Origin of the sequence: Ohtaekwangia kribbensis, from assembly GCF_042676245.1 — a bacterium.
GTDB classification, from domain to species: Bacteria; Bacteroidota; Bacteroidia; order Cytophagales; family Cyclobacteriaceae; genus Ohtaekwangia; species Ohtaekwangia kribbensis.
The window spans coordinates 273888-292414 of sequence record NZ_JBHTKA010000016.1; the positions used below are offsets into that span (position 1 = coordinate 273888).

Sequence of the window (18527 nt, forward strand, 5' to 3'; positions counted from 1 at the left end):
ATTTGTCTTATATACCTATGATATGATCCTCAATTACATTAAACTTTCACTCCGGAATTTACTGCGCGACAGTGTCTATGCTGGAATTAATATAGGCGGACTGGCGCTGGGGATTGCTGCCAGTATTATGCTGATGCTGTGGGTACAGGAAGAGCTGAGTTACGATACTTTTCACAGCAAGGCTGATCACATCTATAAGATAAATGCAAAGTTTAATAACAACGGAACAGAGACCGTTTGGAGCATAACTCCCGGACCTATTGCAACCTTTGGTAAGCAAAGTATACCTGCCATCAAGGAGGCAGTGCGCATCTCCGACTATCATAGCACAGCACTGTTTACTTATGGTGACAAGAAAATAACGGAAGACCGTTTGAAGGCTTATATTGATAACAGTTTCTTTAAAGTGTTTGATGTTCATTTTATAAATGGAAATCCTGACAAGCCTTTCACGGATATAAACTCCGTTGTTATCTCAGCGTCTGTTGCCAAGAAAATATTCAACACAACAGATGCGGTAGGCAAAGTTTTCAAGCTCAATGAAGAGAAGGACTATACGGTAGCCGGTGTGTTCGAAGATTTTCCGCAGAACTCAACCTTGCAGTACGTTGTATTCTTTCCGTTTGAAATATTAATCAAGAACTATAGCGCCAATGTTTACTGGAAAAGTCTCGAGTCTGACTGGGGTAACTATGACTATCATACATTTTTATGGTTGAACGAAGGTGCTTCAGCAGATTCTGTAGCCAGTCAGCTAACCGCAATTCATCACGCTAATCAAAAGGAAGCCGAGTCCCTTTCCTATATAGCACAACCGCTGTCGAAGCTTCATTTATATGGGGCCGATCTGAGTGAAGAAGGTATACAGACGGTTCGTATATTTTTTATTATCGCCCTGGCTATACTATTGATTGCGTGTATCAACTATATAAACCTGGCTACGGCCCGCGCCACCAAGCGTGCCAAAGAAGTAGGCGTGCGTAAAACGGTTGGTGCCGACCGGACCAAACTTATTGTGCAGTTTCTCAGCGAGTCTGCAATCATCTCGATACTGTCGTTGTTGCTGGCCATGGTGTTTATTCAGCTTGCTATACCTTTTTACAACATACTGGCAGGTAAAACACTTTCGTTCGATCTGACCGATGCTACTGTGCTATATTTAGTGTCGGGTTCGTTATTGGTTACATGGCTGGTGTCGGGTATATATCCGGCATTAGTACTTTCGGCATTCAAGCCCATGGAAGTGATTCGCGGTAAACTTACCATTAGCGGTGGCAACTCTACATTCCGGAAAATACTGGTGGTTACACAGTTCTCGTTGTCGATCATGATCATCATCGGTACGTTGGTAGTAGGCGAGCAGCTCGCCTTTATCCGCGATCGGAAGTTAGGCTTCAACAAAGAGAATATATTTACGTTTGGCATGCGCGGCAAAATGTACGATAATAAGAATACTATTCGTAATGAACTGCTTCGAAATCTTGCTATTGAAGAAGTAACATTCTCTAACCAGAACGTACTGAACATTGAGAATACAACGAGCGATACCGATTGGGATGGAAAAGTGGAAGGCACCGAGTTTATGGTGCACGGTATGGCTATTGATGAAAACTTTATGAAGACCATGGGTATGGAGATTACCACCGGTGAAGGTTTTCGTGATGCTGTAAGCGACACCGCCACCTATATATTGAATGAGACAGCCGTGCAGGAAGCAGGCATTGAAGATCCGATTGGTAAATCATTTACACTCTGGCAAACCAAAGGGATTATTAAAGGCGTTGTAAAAGATTTTCATCACCGGTCTATTCATAAAAAAATAGAGCCTACTGTATTTCTATACAGGCCTAACTGGTTCTGGCTGGTATATGTTAAAACCAACGGAGCGCAAAATCAGGAGGCTGTTGCCGCTGCCCAGGATGTGTGGAAGCAGTATAACCCGGCATATCCGTTCGAGTACAAATTTATGGATGATGCCTATGATAAGATGTATAACAACGAGCAACGTCTGAGTAAATTATTTACCGGCTTCTCTGCTATAGCGATCTGCATCTCATGCCTCGGGCTGTTTGGTCTTGCAACATTTACAGCCGCGCAACGCGTAAAGGAGATTGGTATACGCAAGGTTATGGGTGCATCCATTAACCAGATTATTATACTGTTGTCTAAAGACTTTTTATGGCTGGTGATGATTGCGTTTGTTATAGCAGCACCGGTTTCATGGTATATCATGGAGCAATGGCTGGCAGACTTTGCTTATCGTGCTCCCATGGCGTGGTCGATATTTGCGGTCACCGGCAGCATTGTGCTGGCGCTCGCATTTTTAACCATGAGCTTTCAAACCATCAAGGCTGCGTTAGGCAACCCGGTAAATTCCCTGCGTAGCGAGTAATCAGAATATATATACTTGTACTATATAAAAGGGTAGCGATCGCGCTACCCTTTTTTTGTTTAGATGCGAAACGAAAGTCCGAGATATACTTTAGTAGGCGCTTCATCCGTTAACGCCACGTTGGTAGCTATATCTACTTTTACATTAGGGGATACGTTATAGATCAACCCGCCATTGGCCGTAAACCAATTGCCACCGGAATAGAATGTACCCATACCTTCTACATAAAAATCAAGATTGCCTGCCAGTGGTCCGCCCAGCACAACTGTCTGGAAGTAACTGAGTTCGCGGCTGCCTTCATCATCGGGTACAAAATCAAACTGCGCTTGTGCACCGAGTCCCAGTTTTTCAGAGAGGTCGTACGAGAAAGGAAACCCGACACCATAGATAACATCAGAGTCGAACGGGTTGCCCGAGAGAAAAGTAACGTATGGTATAACACCCAATGCTGTGCGTGTATCCCCATCGTTGCCCCAGAAGTTATGCTTCAGGCGAATGGTCGTTGCGCCAAAACCTTTGTCATATGTATCCGCATGTATATCCTGGTAAATGTTGTAAGCCTCAATACCAAAGTGAATATCCCACGAAGGAGTGAGTCCTACTTTATACAAAGCATTCACAACATTAATCGTGCGCTCACTTTCTCCCTGCGTGTCTTTGCTCCACTTCACAATATCACCTTCAAATTGAAAATGGCCCGGGTCTACGGTGATGGGAGATTCCGTTACATCCGGACGGTCAATACTGAACTCGCGCATTTCGCTGCGCGGAGTCGGATTAAAGAGTGAATAGCGTTTCGATTCCTGGGCGCGAACCGACTGCATGGTTCCGAAGAGCACTATAAAAAGTATACATGAGCGCATGGTACTTAAGGGGTTGTTGATATCACAAACATATTATATTTAGACTAATCTAAAAAAAATATTTCATGGTTCTAAATAGCAATGCGGCATGGGCCGGTAATTTAAACTTTGGTAAAAGTTGCTAATTCGATTGAAACCATACACCATCTTTTCTTTTTGTCGGTCATATTGCTAACTTTTCCACCCCAAGCTACGCTTCAACATAAGTTTACATGAAAAACCGTGCTCTTAAATACACGATTGCTTTTGGTGCCATAGGACTGCTCATTGCTGTTCTTATTGCGTATGTGGAACGAAGAACCGTTTCAACCTATCAGCGAAACCTGCCGTATATTTCTTTAGGCGACAACGTTAAAAACCGGGTGACTCAGGGTCATTTGTGGTTTGAGGAACTCATGGCCGGTGATGCTTCGCTTAATTTTGAACGTGATGTACTCACGGTCTTCAACTCATCCAAAGACATTCTGCAATCTGCGTATGATGGCAAGGAAAACGAGCTTGGTAAATTTGCCAAGAGCGATGACGAAGAAACACAAGTGATAATAAAAGAGTCGCTCGTAAGTCTCGATAAACTTTTGAGTACAGCCAAAGAGCGCTGGAAGTTTAAGCAGCAGGCTAAAACAACGGTATCGACACCCGCAGTGCTGGATAGTACAGGGGCGGTGATTCAACCTGCAATAACCACGAGCACCGGTGAGGAAGCCGGTGGTGTATTGGACCAGGAGTTTGATACCAACTACGCTAACTTCCAAAGCAAGATGGACCGGCTTATCGATCACATCAACGTGAACGTGAAGTCAGACGCTTCTTTCATTGATACACTTTCATGGATCTCCATCATATCCCTTCTTATAGCTTTTGCATTTCTCTGCGTAATGCTATACCGCCTGCAGGCCAGCAGTGATAAACTGGTGCAGGAAAACAAACAACGTCTGGATTCACAAAGTAAAGACGTAGGCGCACTTACCGGTTTTGTGGAATCAATCTCGGCAGGTAATTATAATGTAGAACTTGATGCACTTGCCGATGAAGATCTGGGCAATACGTTGTTGACCATGCGTAACAAACTGCGCAACAATGCCGAAGATGATCGTAAGCGTAACTGGTCTACTACCGGCTTGGCACAGGTTGGTGAGATATTGAGAACTTCTACCAGCAGCACTGAAGAATTATTCGATAACATTATACGCTTTGTAGTAAAATATACCAAGAGTAACCAGGGCGGTTTGTTCATTCTGAATGAAGATGAGAATGATAAGTCGCTTGACCTTGTTGCCTGCTATGCCTTCGAACGCAAGAAGTTTCTGAAGAAGAAGGTTACGGCCGGTGAAGGACTGGTAGGCCAGTGCTATATGGAAGGTGAACGTATTTACCTGCTCGAAGTGCCACAAGAATATATATCCATTACATCCGGCCTGGGAGGTTCTAACCCCAACGCGTTACTGATGGTGCCGTTGAAAGTTAACGAGCAAATATATGGTGTAATCGAGTTGGCTACATTTGGTAAATACCAGGATTACGAAATTGAACTGGTAGAGAAACTTGCCGAAAGTATAGCCTCCACTATATCTACAGTGCGTGCCAACGAGAGTACACGCGTGCTCCTGGAGCGTACACAACAACAGGCTGAAGAAATGCGCGCGCAGGAAGAAGAGATGCGCCAGAACATGGAAGAGCTCGAAGCTACGCAGGAAGAAATGCGCAGAAAAGAGAAACACATCCAGGCTATGCTCGATGGTGAGAAACAACGTAACGAGATCAGCCAGCGCAATCGTAAAGTATTAATGGAGCTCACCAAGAACCGCGATGTACAATCCGGTAACTGGAATGCAGCACTTGAAAAGATAACGTCTGCCATCTGTAATCAACTACACGTATCACGTTGTAGTGTGTGGTCGATCAACGATCTGCGTAACAGACTGAAGAACGAAAAATTATACTCACAACGCGATCGTTCCTTTACATCCGGAAATGAATTGCTGGCGAAAGATTACCCGGGATATTTTGAAGCCCTTACCCGCGAAGATGTAATTGTAGCGAACGATGCATTGACTAATGCAGCAACACGCGAATTCGCAGCAACGTATTTCAACACCCTGGATATACAATCATTACTCGATGTGCCTTTCTTCAATGAAGGCCGCATTGCCGGGGTGATCTGCTGCGAGCATCAGTACGAACAGAAGCAATGGACGGAAGAAGATATAGAGTTTCTGAAATCATGTGCTGACCTTGTAACCGTAGCTTTCAATACCATGAAGATCAATAGCATGATTGAAAGTCTCAACGGGGCGCAGGAAACCCTTCAAACCATTATCGATAATATACCGCGCGCTGTATTCTGGAAAGATAAAGAACTCCGCTTCCAGGGATGTAACCGTATCTTTGCACAGGTGGCCGGTAAGAAATCGCACAAAGAACTTCTCGGTTTCACAGACTTCGATATGCCATGGAAAGACCATGCTGAAGCATACCGTGCCGATGACCTGTCGGTGATGAACAGCCGCAAGGCGCGCATCGATATGGAAGAGAAGAACACAAACAGCAACGGAGAGGTATCGTGGGTGCTTACCAGCAAGGTGCCGATCATGAATCAGCACGGCGAAGTAACGGCTGTGCTGGGTATGTTTGAAGATATTACGGAGCGTAAACGCAGGGAAGAAGATATCCAGGGCAAGCTGAAGGAGCTCGAACAGCTCAAAAAGATGCTCGAAAGCAGGACAAATTGATCTTTTTTTAGAGAAAGTATTACATCTGTCGTGCGGGGAGTATTCAGGTAAAACAATTTTTAGCCTGACTTTTACTATTTTTACTGATTATTACTCAACTACCCGTAATATGAATTATCGCTTTTTCATTTCTATGGCTGCGTGCATGACGCTTAGCGTCTCCCTTTTTGCGCAGGGCGAACGTAAAGATAAAACGGCCGTTACGTACGAAGAGATATATGACGAGCCGTATTCCATCAACAAATTATTTGTTGGGATTATGCCGTTGTATGGTGAGTTGTTTGCTACCAACGTAAACGCTGGCTTTGGTGCAGAGGCTGCATACTACTACAAAGACAAGCTCGATTTTAAAGTTCACTTCCGTAAAACCTATAGTCAGCAGTTCTTTGATTTTGCCCGCGACCTGTCGGTAAAGCAAAGCAGTGTTGATAACCGCGCGGAGGTATATAACTACTACGAATTTGGTGCTACGTATCACGTAAAGGATTTCGAAGAGAGCTCCAAAACCAAAATGTTCCTCTACAAGAAAAGTTACCGCGGTGATAAGTGGGCGGCCCGCGTTCCGCTGAGTGCTGATGTTCCTTGTAAAGTAAGAAAGATATACGGTGTACGCCTCGGTGGTATAATATGGGATAGTTCTACAGACCTGGCACGCGCGCTCGATGCACAAGGCCTCAACAACAACGCGCTGGTAACGGCAGAAGGTAAACCGCTACCGCTGGAAGAATACAACACCAACGGTAAACTTCAGAAAGTACACGCCTTCACCAACATAGCATCCAAAGGTTTATACCTCGGAGGTTCAATGACCTGGATCAAGAACGTAGCAGTAAACTTCGACAAGTTCGAAGAAGGTGTGGATGACCTGATGTTTACCGCATACGCAGATATACTCTTCGCACCATCTATCACACTGGATGATGTTATGTATACTGAAAAAGATGAGTTCGGTGCAGCGATAGCAGGTTCAACAGCAACCTACGCGGTAGATGCTGTGAAGACTAAAAAAATAGGTTTCCGTTTGGGAGTGGATGGCCGCTTTAACCGACAGTTTGGTTGGTCGTATGGAGCGGAGGTAGGTTACCGTCCTTCGGTTGAGAAGCGAGGTTTTTATGCTTTGCTGAAGATCAGCTTCCCGGTATTCGGCACCAACCTCGACTATAAAGTTGAGTCGTTCGGTAAGTAAGTATATTTGTTAATGGATATATGGAAAGGGATAACAAATCTGTTATCCCTTTTTCTTTTGATTCGGTCGAACAGTTGCTTTACTTCGCTTCATGGGTAATGTATTGATCCGGAATATAAAAGCATTGGTGCAGGTGCGCGAGCAAACTATAGCACGTGTAGCAGGCAGTACCATGGCTGCGTTGCCGGTAATTGAAAATGCATTTCTATACCTGAACGATGGTGTCATTGAAGTCTTTGGAAAGATGGATGAACTTCCATCGCTGCAGGCGGAGCAAGTGATCGATGCTACCGGCCGAATGGTGTTCCCTTCCTTTGTTGATTCGCATACGCACCTTGTTTTTGCTGCCAGTCGCGAAGAAGAATTTGTGATGAAGATCAAAGGTGCTACCTATGCCGAGATTGCTGCGAAGGGAGGAGGTATACTGAACTCGGCGCGTAAACTTCAGCAGACTTCTGAAGATGAATTGTTTGAGCGCAGTGTAGCACGGGCACATGAAATTATCCGGACGGGTACCGGTACCGTTGAAATAAAGAGTGGCTACGGCCTTACTACACGCGATGAACTGAAAATGTTGCGCGTAGCAAAACGCATTGGTAAAGAAACTCCGTTAACCGTTAAGACAACATTTCTGGGAGCACACGCTGTTCCGGCTGATAAATCGAAAGAAGTATATATACAGCAGATCATCCAGGAGATGATTCCCGCAGTAGCGGAAGAAAAGCTTGCTGACTTTATTGACGTGTTCTGCGAACAGGGATTTTTTTCCGTGGAGGACACCGAGCGCATTGTGGAAGAAGGAAAACGTTACGGAATGCGACCGCGTATACATGCTAACCAGCTTCATCGCTCGGGCGGTGTGCAGGTAGGTGTTAAAACCCATGCACTGAGTGTAGACCATCTTGAAAATATAGGTGATCAAGAAATTGAAGCGTTGAAGAATAGCAACGTGATGCCTACTGCTTTGCCGGGGGCAGCATTCTTTCTAGGATTGCCCTTTCCGCCTGCGCGACAATTGATCGATGCAGGACTCCCGCTCGCCATTGCATCAGATTATAATCCCGGTTCAGCACCCAGTGGCAATATGCCGTTGATGATGGCTTTTGCCTGTATAAAAATGAAAATGACTCCGGAGGAAGCGATCAACGCTGCCACCATCAACACAGCAGCCGCGCTGGGTGTGGAGCATACTCATGGAAGTATAACAAAAGGTAAAGTGGCCAATGTATTCATCACAAAGCCTATACCTTCGCTTGCCTTTTTACCATACGCTTTCGGTAGTAACCTTGTTGATACGGTAATCCTGAACGGAAAGCTATACCAATCCTGAATATAGCCTGTTATATTCAACATCAGTGCTGATTATTCTGTGGAGGTGATATGCTCAAACTGGTAGTAATTCCGTTGCCAGATAAATATGCCAGCGAACAAGTGGATAGCAATGAATAACCATAACGGAATTTTGAATAACACCAACACGATCAACACCATGGTCAGTATAAATACGCGCGACATCAGTTGTTCCTGTGTATGATCTTTTGCATACAGTAATCCTTGCTGAAAGACAAGCATGGATATGAAAAACAAAATGCACTGCAGTAATGTCGTTACCGGAAGAGAAACAGAGAAGTGAGTTATCAGCAACCCGATCTCAACCAGTGTCAGTAACAGTATAGTTGTTAAGGTATATAACAATCTTTTATAGAAGGGCAGAGGCAATTGTCTTACAAAACCAAAATGAAAATTCTCAAACTGGTGTAACTCAAGTAACAGCGGAACCTGCGCAGAAGCCGCAATCACAATGCCCATCGCCAACAACCGGTGATCATATACATCGGTGCTATAGAGGTATATAACGGCCAATAACAATGCACCGCTAAATGCTTTGCAACCGATCAGCATCAAGGGTTGTCGTCTTAGTATCCACTCAACAAAAAAAGCCGGGTACGGTTTACTAAAGGTCCGGTCGAAAAAGCGCTTGATGCGATTGACCTTACGCTCCTGGTCAGGATGATTCAATATATAGTATAATTTCGCAGTGGCCAGTATCATCAATACCAGGAGCATGAGCACAACGAGCCCAATCGATAGTATAATTTGATGCTTTGCCGCAATGGCAATCAGAAATATACCATAGAGTGAAGCCGGAGCTGCCTGGATAAAGATGGTAAGGAATGCTGCCGTCCATTGGTCACTGCGCTTTAGCATTGCGAAGGCGAATAGAAATTCGTTTTCGCTTCTGCGTAGTGTCTCGGTGTTGAAGGTTATCACCTTGAGTATATATAGCGTCCAGAGGGTGAAAGGTATTAATAACAGCAGCGGACTGCCTACAAAGAATTCGGCCAGTGCTATATGATCGTGGCTGCGCATAAAACCACCGGCAAGTCCTATTATCAGCAGAAAGAAGCTTGCATTTTGCCGGTAATACTCGCGAACAAATACGCGCTGCGTGATAATATTTTCAGGCTTCATCCGGCACCAGCGTTTGGTTAGCAACCGTATATGTACCCTTTACGGGAAGCTGTTCACTTTCCAGCACCTGGTGAGACGACAGCAGGAATGTTACGCCCTCGCGGGTAATGCGATCTTCTATGAGGTGTAACAGTATATTTCTGGCAGCCTCGTCCAGCGTGATCAACGGTTCATCCAGTATAATCAATTCCGGAGCTCCCAGAAATGCAAGTGCCAGCGATACTTTCTTCAGCATACCACTGGAATGTGTCTCGCAGGGTTTCTCATAATAAGCCGCGATACCAAATGAATCAACCAAAAACTGCTGCTGCGCTGCCGAAGCTCCTTTAGCCTTGCCAATAAAGTTGAACAGATCTTTAGGTGTAAGAAAACCCGGGTACTGTGGTTCGGCTTCGCTATAGTTTACCTTTTTACGATAGGCCACGGGCTGCTGGTGTAACGATGGTCCTCCCTCGAAACGAACGGAGCCACGGCACGGGTGCAAACCTGCCAATGCCTTGAAAAATGTAGTTTTGCCCGAGCCATTCTTGCCCTTGATCCAGTAGACTCCCTGGGTAAAACTGACCTCAGAAAATTCCAGAATCACCTGATCGCCATAACTTTTTGAGAATTTTTCGATAACCAGCATACGAGCTTCTTAGGGGTGATGAAAAATATTTTGGCGTTTGTCTTAAACTTTTTCGGGTTTGTCGCATCTAATAGTAAAGAAAGCGGCTTAAGCCCGAACTTTGGTTTAATATTTGTCGTACATATCGAAAATAGAATTACAAAAACATGCGCTTGGGAAGAATACTTATGGTGATGATCATGGCCGGGGCAGCCGCTCTGGAGGTGATCGCGCAGGAGCGCGAACAAAACAATCCGCCGGTACAATCTGAACATATTGATATTGCAAAGTCAGTACGAATATTTCCGAACCCGGCAGTAGAATTTGTTCACGTACGCATTGATCAGTTCAAAGCAGAAGATATCAAATTATCGCTCCACAATATTATTGGTAACGAAGTAAGCACTGAAACCGAGATCGTTGATGAACACGAGATTCGCGTTCGCGTAAAAGATCTGGCTTCCGGTTATTACCTGTTAGCTATGAAGGACAAAGATTCCAAATTTACCAGTACGTTCAAGTTCGTTAAGAAATAGAAAGTCTATCGAGAGATCCTTACTATCCTTTTCATTTACGGGCATAATTACTTCAGCAGTCTTCGTAACGCATTACCGAAGCTTTTCACTTCGTCTTCGGTGGTGTCGAACGAACACATCAGCCTGACTTCAGAAGTCTTTTCATCCCACACATAGAAATAATGTTCTTGTTGCAATGCCGGAATAACCTCCGGAGGCAGCATGGCAAAAATTCCATTGGCATCTACCGGTCGCGTTATCTGCACGCTGGCACTTTTCAATTCAGCTTCCAGTAATTTGGCCATTCGGTTTGAATGGCTCGCATTTCTTTTCCACAGATCGTTACTTAACAGCGCTTCGAATTGTGCGCTGATAAAACGCATTTTTGAATGAAGTTGCATGCCTTGCTTGCGGATATACTTGAAATATTGGGCAGGCTCCGGATTAAAGAATACAATCGCCTCTCCGAACATCATACCGTTCTTGGTTCCTCCAAATGAAAGTACATCTACACCGGCATCGCGGGTAAACGAAGCAAAGTCTTTACTTAAACTCGCAGCAGCGTTGGCGATGCGCGAGCCATCCATGTGTAAAAAGAGATTATTCTTTTTTGCTACTTCGGATATAGCTTTCACTTCATCTATAGTATATACAGTTCCGTACTCAGTAGACTGCGATATCGAGATAACCTTTGCCTGCGGGTGATGCTGATCATCTACCCGTTGTATTTTATTCTGAATTTCGTGCGGGTATATCTTGCCGTCTTTGGTAGGGATGGTAATTAACTTACTGCCCAGAAATTTTTCAGGTGCAGTAGATTCATCAACGTTGATGTGCGCGAGGTCTGAACAGATAATCGAGTTGAATGAACGCGTCAGTGCACTAAGTCCTAAAACATTGGCACCTGTGCCGTTGTATGCAAAGAAAACTTCAATGTCGTTACCCAGGTATTCCTTGAATTTCGCGATCGCGCGGTCGGTATACTCATCGGCACCATAAGAGCCTGCATGTGCTGTGTTGGCGCGGAGTAATGCTTCCATTACTTCAGGGTGTACACCGGAGTAATTATCGCTTGCAAAAGTCTTCTTCATGCGTTCTTGTCTTTCGTTTTATGATTGAGCTTCTCCAGTATATCATCCATCAGGTCTACCTGCAACTGCTGGATTTCCATCAGCCGTTGATTTTGCTGGAGTAATAAGTGATCGATCTTTTCATGCAGCAACCTGATCTCAAGTTCTGCTTTCAGGTTTATTTTGTAGTCGTGCTCAGAGCGGATGCGGTCTTTCGCTTCCTGCCGGTTCTGACTCATCATAATGATAGGAGCCTGAATAGCTGCCAGACACGAGAGTATAAGATTTAGTAGAATGAAGGGATAGGGATCGAAAGATCGGGATGCCAGGATAAATATATTGATACCTATCCATAACACAATGAAGGAGAAGAAGGTGATGATGAACGTCCAGCTTCCTCCGAATTCAGCAATGCGGTCTGCAAGACGATCACCAAGGGAGAGCTCTTTGTCCAGCGCGGGCTCGATGTTCTGTACGAGCAATTCATTTTCATTTACACTCTTCAGAACATCACGTTCCAGTTTCGATAGTTCTTTACCCTCTGCCCGCAGCATGTGCTCCATGAATTTCTTGCGATACTTCATGAGCTCATCAAGCGATATATAGGAGTCACCATTAAAATTGTGATGCTCAGACTGGATCATCTTGAGCATAGCAGGCCGAAGCTGATGACCGGCCACAGCATCTGCAGCCGGTAACTCCCGGTTAGTAATATGACACTTTACCTTGCGCATGGATATATCATGTTAAATACGAATGTCCGCCAAGCTATAGGTAAAGGAAATACCGTCAATGGAATTTTGAATCTTTCTCTATCAGAACTCTGCATTTCCGGGGAAGCGCGGATACGCAATCACATCGCGTATGTTTGTCATGCCCGTTACGAAGAGTATCAAGCGCTCAAAGCCCAGACCGAAGCCACTGTGAGGAGCTGAACCAAACTTGCGCAGGTCGAGGTACCACCACAATTCTTTTTCAGGCAGGCTGAGTTCGTTCACACGCTTTACCAAACGTTCATAACGTTCTTCACGCTGCGAACCGCCAATGATCTCGCCTATACCCGGGAAGAGTACATCCATCGCGGCCACCGTTTTATCGTCATCGTTCTGGCGCATGTAGAATGCCTTGATGTCTTTCGGATAGTTATATAGTATCACCGGCTTCTTGAAGTGCTTCTCAACCAGGTAGCGCTCGTGCTCCGACTGCAGGTCAACACCCCATTCTTCAACCAGGTATTGAAACTTCTTCTTCTTGTTCGGGTTGGAGTTCTTCAGTATATCAATAGCCTCTGTATAAGATAACCGTTGGAAGTCGTTATCGGCAACAAACTTTAAACGATCGATGAGGCTGAGTTCACTGCGTTGATCCTGCGGCTTGCTTTGCTCTTCTTCCTGTGCACGCTTGTTCAGGAACTCAAGATCTTCTGAACAATTCTCCAGTGCATAACGCACCAGGTATTGCAGAAACTCCTGTGCAAGCTGCATGTTATCGCCAATATCATAGAACGCCATCTCCGGTTCAATCATCCAGAATTCCGCGAGGTGTCGCGTGGTGTTAGAGTTCTCGGCACGGAAGGTCGGACCGAAAGTATATATATCGCCTAATGCAAGCGCGTAGGTTTCACCTTCAAGCTGTCCGGATACAGTGAGGTTCGTTTCACGACCAAAGAAATCTTCCTTGAAATTTACTTTACCCTGTTCGTCACGAGGCGGGTTGTTAGGGTCCAGTGTAGTAACACGGAACATAGCACCGGCGCCTTCGGCATCCGAGCCGGTAATGATCGGTGTATGGATATAAAAGAACCCGCGGTCGTTGAAAAATTTATGTACGGCAAACGCCATCGCGTGACGCACGCGCATCACAGCACTGAATGTATTGGTGCGTGAGCGCAGGTGAGCGATCTCGCGTAGAAATTCGAGTGAATGTTTTTTTGGTTGAAGCGGAAATTTTTCAGCATCGCTGTCTCCAAGAATTTCGAGTTCCTTTACCTTTAATTCTACAGCCTGACCTTTTGCCGGAGATGGAATCAGCTCGCCTGTAACCGATAAACATGCTCCCGTAGTAATACGCTTCAACGTTTCATCAGCGACCGAATTCAACTCCACCACAGCCTGCAGGTTATTGATAGTCGAGCCATCATTCAGTGAAATGAACTGGTTGTTACGAAAGGTTCTTACCCAACCTTTTGCTGTAACTGTTTGACCTTCAGGTTTTGTGAGGAGGAGTTCTTTGATCTTGATGCGTTTCATGATGTATAATATTATCGTTGTTGTCTGCCTATCGTATCTAACTTTAAGAGCATCAGCTAACGGTTAACGATTAACTGATAACGACCCGCGCCCAACAACAGGGGACGCAAAAAACGAAAAAACTTGCGAGTTTTGAAAGGAGTCGATCATCTATAGTCAGGCGGAAAATGTCGATTTTACTTTCGGAAGACCATACAATTGACTGCTGGACCGTGCTCTTTTAACTATAGACTGGACTATTTTTCTAAATTTGCATAGTCTTTGATCAAGTGATCTAAACATGGATTTTTAATGCAGAAACTCGGATTAAGTCAATCGTTACAACAAAAGCTATCGCCTCAGCAGATACAATTCATCAAGCTGTTGCAGGTGCCTACAGCCGAGCTTGAAACCAGGATTGAGGAAGAGCTTGAGATAAATCCTGCGCTGGAGGAAGGAGAGGGAGAAGATCAGGAGAAGACGGAAGAAGATACCTACGAACAGGAAGAAGAATACCAGGAGTCATCGGGAAGCGAAGAGGAGGTCGATATAAAAGATTACCTCCGCGATGATGATTACAGCGGCTATAAAATGCAGGGCGATGGCGATGATGAAGATGAACGCGACATGCCGCTGCCGATGTCTACTTCGTTGCACGAGCAACTCATGGATCAGCTCGATTTCCTCGGGCTTGATGAAAAACAATATACCATTGGCAAACAACTGGTGGGCAGTATAGAAGGCGATGGCTATATACGCAGAGACCTTGATGCCATCGTAAACGACCTCGCCTTTTCGCAGGGTATTGAAGCAACCGTGGAAGAAGTAGAGACGGTGCTGAAAAGAATTCAGACGTTCGACCCCCCCGGTATTGCTGCGCGCAATTTGCAGGAATGTTTACTACTGCAGTTAGACCGTATGGACAACGGCCATGATATCGATGTAGCCGTTGCAAAAAAAATCATTACCGAGTGCTACGATGAGTTTACCAAGAAGCACTATCAGAAAATACAGAAGAAACTCGAAACGGAAGACGAAGAGTTTATCCGCGATGCTGTAGACCTGATCGTAAAGCTCAATCCGAAGCCCGGAGGAAGCAGTGCCCCTTCCATGGTGAAGAACCAGTATATCATTCCGGATTTTATACTCACCAACAATAATGGTAAGCTCGAACTGGCGCTAAACTCGCGCAACGCACCCGAGCTGCGCATCAGTCGCTCGTATACCGAAATGTTCAAGGCATACGATAAGAGTGATAAGAAAGACAAGAAACTGAAAGAGGCGGTATCCTTCGTAAAACAAAAGCTGGATGCAGCCAAGTGGTTTATCGATGCCATTAAACAGCGCCAGCAGACTTTGCTCAGAACCATGCGCGCTATAGTTGATTTTCAGTATGATTTCTTTCTGGAAGGTGATGAGACAAAACTGAAGCCGATGATTCTGAAAGATATAGCCAGCATGATCAGCATGGATATATCTACCGTGTCGCGTGTGGCCAGCAGTAAAGCCGTACAAACAGATTTCGGAATTTACCCGCTCAAATATTTCTTCTCCGAAGGTATATCTACCGATTCGGGCGAGGAGGTAAGCAGCCGCGAGGTAAAGCAGATCATTAAAGATATTATTGATAGTGAAGATAAGAACAAGCCTTACTCGGATGATAAGCTGGAGAAGATCCTGAATGACAAAGGGTATAATATTGCCAGAAGAACAGTTGCCAAATATCGTGAACAACTGAATATACCTGTGGCACGGCTTCGTAAAGAACTATAATATGGCTGTGCATTTTTTAATCATCCATAACACTTTTTGAGTAGCGTGAATTTTATAGCAAAAGTTATCTCCTTTGTATTCCATCCGTTGCTGATGGTAACGTATCTGTTTGCATTGTTTGCCCTGTACTTTCCGATTGGGCTTGATCCGCTGAAGATAGAAACACAATGGAGTTTTGTGCTGATCATTTTTGCCTTTACGTTTTTGCTGCCGGCACTGAATATAGGCCTGTTGAAATTACTCGGTACAATACGAAGTATAACCATGCAGGACCGCAGAGAGCGTGTACTGCCGTTTACATTCATAGCGATACTCTATGTACTCATTACATACCTGTTCTACTCGAGAACAGGCGTGAGCGTTAACGATAATCTCTTCAAGTTTTTATTGCTGGGCGATGCGCTAGTGGTGATGGCAGCCGTTGTTACATTGTTCTATAAAGTAAGCATCCACAGCCTGGCTGCCTGGGGATTTTTAGGCATCATTGTGCCGTTGAATACATTATCGGAAGACGGTTCACTGTTCTATCCATCGTTGGTGGCTATTGTTATCACGGGGTTCATCATGTCGTCACGACTGTTGTTGCATGTACATACCACCCGCGAAGTAATGGTAGGCTCTGTGCTCGGGTTGGTGACGAGTCTCATCGGAATGTCAGTTTTGTTCTAAGAATAACTTTCATCTCTTGCGAAAGAACGGTAGCTTCGGATTCAAACATCTGATGCTATAATTCTATGGATTACAAGTTTTTGAAATATTCACTGCAGGGTGGAGTTGTTACCATTTCACTGAATCGCCCGGAAGTATACAATGCCCTGAATGACGATATCACCTACGAACTTCAGGACGCACTCAAAGCCGTTGCTAAAGATGATACAGCACGCGTAGTGGTACTCACAGGTGAAGGAAAAGCATTTTGCTCCGGACAAGACCTGAAGGCTGCTGCCGGAACTGAGAAGCGTTCTTTTATAGACTCGCTGCACAAGCGTTATAATCCGATAATCCGTGCCATGCGTAATCTACCCAAGCCAATTATAGGCAGGTTAAACGGTGTGGCAGCTGGTGCTGGTTGCTCACTCGCCCTGGCGTGCGATATTATTGTAGCTTCCGAGGAGGCTACGCTCATCGAGGTTTTTATAAATATAGGATTGGTGCCGGATTCAGGCTCATCATACTTTTTACCAAGACTGGTAGGCATGGCTAAGGCGTTTGAATTGTGCAGCATGGGCTCTCGCGTGAAAGCAAATGAAGCGCTTGCCCTGGGATTGGTGAACAAGGTTGTACCGCCCGATCAGCTCGACACGGCAGTAAAAGAGTATACCGATTACTTTGCCGCTGCGCCTACCCGTTCCGTTGGTTTGATCAAAAAGATGCTCGATAAAGCCTCGACTTCAACATTAGATGAAGCGCTGGAATACGAAGCCTATTGCCAGGAGATAGCTGGTAATACACAAGACTATAAAGAAGGCGTTACTGCCTTTCTGGAAAAACGAAAGCCTGATTTCAAGGGGAAATAAAATAGCCCGCCCCGATAGTAAACGAGACGGGCTACTTCAAAATATACTTTACGATACGATCTTCTTAGAAGCTCGATAAAGATATACCAACGGTAAAGGTGTTGAAATTCTTAAGTTGGCTGTCTTCGAGGATACCTTTGTCTTTCTCGAACAGGTCGCTGAGGTTATAGTATCCGAAGAGGCTGAAGTTTCCGACACCGATTTTAGCCGATACACCGTAACGGAACTTGTTAAGGTTATAGTCCTGCTTGTCTTTCAGTTTTTTCATTTCACCGTTCTCTTTGTATTTGATCTTGGTGAAAGAATCGAACATATAGCCTACACGGCCACCGATAGATGCCTTGAAGCTGCGGGCAGGATCTTCCGGATTCGTACGGAAGGTAATTTCCACAGGAACTTCAATATAGTTCGTGATCAGCTGCGACTTACGTGTATCTGAACGACCTGCTTCAGTCGGGGAGATCATCACGATAGAACTTCCGTTATAGTCGAGGGTATATTCGTTCTTAAACTTGAAGCGCTCCATGCTGAAACCAATACCCGGTACAAAACTGAAGTTTGATTTCAGTATGCGCATTTCATATTGATAGTACACATTCAGTGTACGCGATCCCCAGAATCCGAGACTGAACTCGCTGGGCTTACTGGATGCATTGTTTACACCAAGCTCAAGCGTAAATGTACCTGGAATATCAGGACGACCAGATCTTTTCAAAGAACCTGTGCTCTGTGCTGGTGTAGTATCCTGACCGAAGGCCGGGATAAAAAAAACTGTAAAAATTAAATAAGCCGCGAATTTTCTCATTGTTTGCCTGTCTATCAGTAAAATAAAGGTTCAAAAATAACTTTTTTGTTGGCAGAGCCAAACGAGTTTATTTGGTCAAGTGAATTTATTCTTTACATTTGCAGTCCCAAATTCACACCCGCACTCGTAGCTCAATTGAATAGAGCATCTGACTACGGATCAGAAGGTTCGGGGTTTGAATCCCTGCGAGTGCACTTGGTAAAGACCGGAGATTAATATCTTCGGTCTTTTTTGTTTTACAAAGTTTCAAACCCAATCAGCTCAACTATTATATGGAGCATCCCGATTTCTGACAGGGTAGTTCGGTGTTGAATCCTTGCGTGTGCGCATCTGCGGCAGAATGGAAAACTTTCATTCTGTTCATTTTTTA

The 18527-nt window shown here is 44.8% G+C and carries 15 protein-coding genes and 1 tRNA gene; 9 read left to right on the forward strand and 7 right to left on the reverse strand.

Going from position 1 to position 18527, the window contains the following annotated elements:
- Positions 1-22: 22 nt before the first annotated feature.
- Complete coding sequence (locus tag ACFQ21_RS29665; RefSeq protein WP_377586324.1) at positions 23-2392, forward strand: ABC transporter permease; 2370 nt, start codon at positions 23-25, stop codon at positions 2390-2392.
- Positions 2393-2451: 59 nt separating this feature from the next.
- Here the strand turns inward: ACFQ21_RS29665 and ACFQ21_RS29670 are convergent, their stop codons facing one another.
- A complete protein-coding gene (locus tag ACFQ21_RS29670) occupies positions 2452-3255 on the reverse strand; it encodes a transporter (protein ID WP_377586326.1) in 804 nt (267 codons plus the stop codon).
- 212 nt (positions 3256-3467) lie between these two features.
- Here ACFQ21_RS29670 and ACFQ21_RS29675 point away from each other — a divergent pair, with 212 nt between their 5' ends.
- From ACFQ21_RS29675 to hutI, 3 genes are all read left to right on the forward strand, one after another.
- Entirely contained in the window at positions 3468-5984 is a 2517-nt protein-coding gene (locus tag ACFQ21_RS29675; RefSeq protein WP_377586328.1) for a GAF domain-containing protein, read from the forward strand.
- 109 nt (positions 5985-6093) lie between these two features.
- Positions 6094-7170, forward strand: coding sequence for a hypothetical protein (locus ACFQ21_RS29680; protein ID WP_377586330.1), 1077 nt, complete (start codon positions 6094-6096; stop codon positions 7168-7170).
- Between the two features lie 91 nt (positions 7171-7261).
- Positions 7262-8500 carry an imidazolonepropionase gene (gene hutI / locus ACFQ21_RS29685; RefSeq protein WP_377586332.1) on the forward strand — a complete coding sequence of 413 codons (1239 nt, stop codon included), beginning with the start codon at positions 7262-7264 and terminating at the stop codon, positions 8498-8500.
- A gap of 32 nt (positions 8501-8532) precedes the next feature.
- Here the strand turns inward: hutI and ACFQ21_RS29690 are convergent, their stop codons facing one another.
- Together ACFQ21_RS29690 and ACFQ21_RS29695 are read right to left on the reverse strand one after the other, a co-directional pair.
- The gene (locus ACFQ21_RS29690) at positions 8533-9642 is read right to left on the reverse strand and encodes a hypothetical protein (protein ID WP_377586334.1); all 1110 of its coding nucleotides are present in this window, start codon (positions 9640-9642) and stop codon (positions 8533-8535) included.
- Complete coding sequence (locus ACFQ21_RS29695; protein ID WP_377586336.1) at positions 9632-10270, reverse strand: ABC transporter ATP-binding protein; 639 nt, start codon at positions 10268-10270, stop codon at positions 9632-9634. Before ACFQ21_RS29695 ends, ACFQ21_RS29690 begins: the two co-directional genes overlap by 11 nt.
- Before the next feature lie 146 nt (positions 10271-10416).
- On the opposite strand from ACFQ21_RS29695, the gene ACFQ21_RS29700 reads away from it, so the two are divergent.
- Complete coding sequence (locus ACFQ21_RS29700; RefSeq protein ID WP_377586338.1) at positions 10417-10785, forward strand: T9SS type A sorting domain-containing protein; 369 nt, start codon at positions 10417-10419, stop codon at positions 10783-10785.
- Positions 10786-10832: 47 nt separating this feature from the next.
- Here the strand turns inward: ACFQ21_RS29700 and ACFQ21_RS29705 are convergent, their stop codons facing one another.
- The 3 genes from ACFQ21_RS29705 to asnS form a co-directional block, all read right to left on the reverse strand.
- Positions 10833-11855, reverse strand: a complete 1023-nt coding sequence (locus ACFQ21_RS29705) for a threonine aldolase family protein (RefSeq protein ID WP_377586340.1) — start codon at positions 11853-11855, stop codon at positions 10833-10835.
- Entirely contained in the window at positions 11852-12568 is a 717-nt protein-coding gene (locus ACFQ21_RS29710; RefSeq protein WP_377586342.1) for a DUF1003 domain-containing protein, read from the reverse strand. The genes ACFQ21_RS29705 and ACFQ21_RS29710 overlap by 4 nt, the downstream gene beginning before the upstream one ends.
- 81 nt (positions 12569-12649) lie before the next feature.
- Entirely contained in the window at positions 12650-14083 is a 1434-nt protein-coding gene (gene asnS / locus ACFQ21_RS29715; protein WP_377586344.1) for an asparagine--tRNA ligase, read from the reverse strand.
- Positions 14084-14374: 291 nt separating this feature from the next.
- Here asnS and rpoN point away from each other — a divergent pair, with 291 nt between their 5' ends.
- The 3 genes from rpoN to ACFQ21_RS29730 all read left to right on the forward strand — a co-directional run bounded on the left by rpoN (position 14375) and on the right by ACFQ21_RS29730 (position 17352).
- The gene (gene rpoN, locus ACFQ21_RS29720; RefSeq protein ID WP_377586346.1) at positions 14375-15835 is read left to right on the forward strand and encodes an RNA polymerase factor sigma-54; all 1461 of its coding nucleotides are present in this window, start codon (positions 14375-14377) and stop codon (positions 15833-15835) included.
- 45 nt (positions 15836-15880) lie between these two features.
- A complete protein-coding gene (locus ACFQ21_RS29725) occupies positions 15881-16504 on the forward strand; it encodes a hypothetical protein (RefSeq protein WP_377586348.1) in 624 nt (207 codons plus the stop codon).
- A 65-nt stretch (positions 16505-16569) separates the two neighbouring features.
- Positions 16570-17352, forward strand: coding sequence for an enoyl-CoA hydratase/isomerase family protein (locus ACFQ21_RS29730; RefSeq protein ID WP_377586350.1), 783 nt, complete (start codon positions 16570-16572; stop codon positions 17350-17352).
- A gap of 64 nt (positions 17353-17416) precedes the next feature.
- On the opposite strand, the gene ACFQ21_RS29735 is transcribed toward ACFQ21_RS29730, so the two are convergent.
- Positions 17417-18157 (reverse strand): porin family protein, encoded by a 741-nt coding sequence (locus ACFQ21_RS29735; protein WP_377586352.1) that lies wholly within the window; start codon positions 18155-18157, stop codon positions 17417-17419.
- 120 nt (positions 18158-18277) lie between these two features.
- Here ACFQ21_RS29735 and ACFQ21_RS29740 point away from each other — a divergent pair.
- Positions 18278-18351: transfer RNA gene (locus ACFQ21_RS29740), tRNA-Arg, on the forward strand.
- Positions 18352-18527 lie beyond the last annotated feature (176 nt).

Bases quoted from the DNA above. Each gene is read 5' to 3' on its own strand.
- ACFQ21_RS29690 (WP_377586334.1), bottom strand. From the start codon at position 9,642: ATGAAGCCTGAAAATATTATCACGCAGCGCGTATTTGTTCGCGAGTAT.
- hutI (WP_377586332.1), top strand. From the start codon at position 7,262: ATGGGTAATGTATTGATCCGGAATATAAAAGCATTGGTGCAGGTGCGC.
- ACFQ21_RS29735 (WP_377586352.1), bottom strand. From the start codon at position 18,157: ATGAGAAAATTCGCGGCTTATTTAATTTTTACAGTTTTTTTTATCCCG.
- ACFQ21_RS29700 (WP_377586338.1), top strand. From the start codon at position 10,417: ATGCGCTTGGGAAGAATACTTATGGTGATGATCATGGCCGGGGCAGCC.
- rpoN (WP_377586346.1), top strand. From the start codon at position 14,375: ATGCAGAAACTCGGATTAAGTCAATCGTTACAACAAAAGCTATCGCCT.
- ACFQ21_RS29680 (WP_377586330.1), top strand. From the start codon at position 6,094: ATGAATTATCGCTTTTTCATTTCTATGGCTGCGTGCATGACGCTTAGC.
- ACFQ21_RS29670 (WP_377586326.1), bottom strand. From the start codon at position 3,255: ATGCGCTCATGTATACTTTTTATAGTGCTCTTCGGAACCATGCAGTCG.
- asnS (WP_377586344.1), bottom strand. From the start codon at position 14,083: ATGAAACGCATCAAGATCAAAGAACTCCTCCTCACAAAACCTGAAGGT.
- ACFQ21_RS29675 (WP_377586328.1), top strand. From the start codon at position 3,468: ATGAAAAACCGTGCTCTTAAATACACGATTGCTTTTGGTGCCATAGGA.
- ACFQ21_RS29730 (WP_377586350.1), top strand. From the start codon at position 16,570: ATGGATTACAAGTTTTTGAAATATTCACTGCAGGGTGGAGTTGTTACC.
- ACFQ21_RS29710 (WP_377586342.1), bottom strand. From the start codon at position 12,568: ATGCGCAAGGTAAAGTGTCATATTACTAACCGGGAGTTACCGGCTGCA.
- ACFQ21_RS29665 (WP_377586324.1), top strand. From the start codon at position 23: ATGATCCTCAATTACATTAAACTTTCACTCCGGAATTTACTGCGCGAC.
- ACFQ21_RS29695 (WP_377586336.1), bottom strand. From the start codon at position 10,270: ATGCTGGTTATCGAAAAATTCTCAAAAAGTTATGGCGATCAGGTGATT.
- ACFQ21_RS29705 (WP_377586340.1), bottom strand. From the start codon at position 11,855: ATGAAGAAGACTTTTGCAAGCGATAATTACTCCGGTGTACACCCTGAA.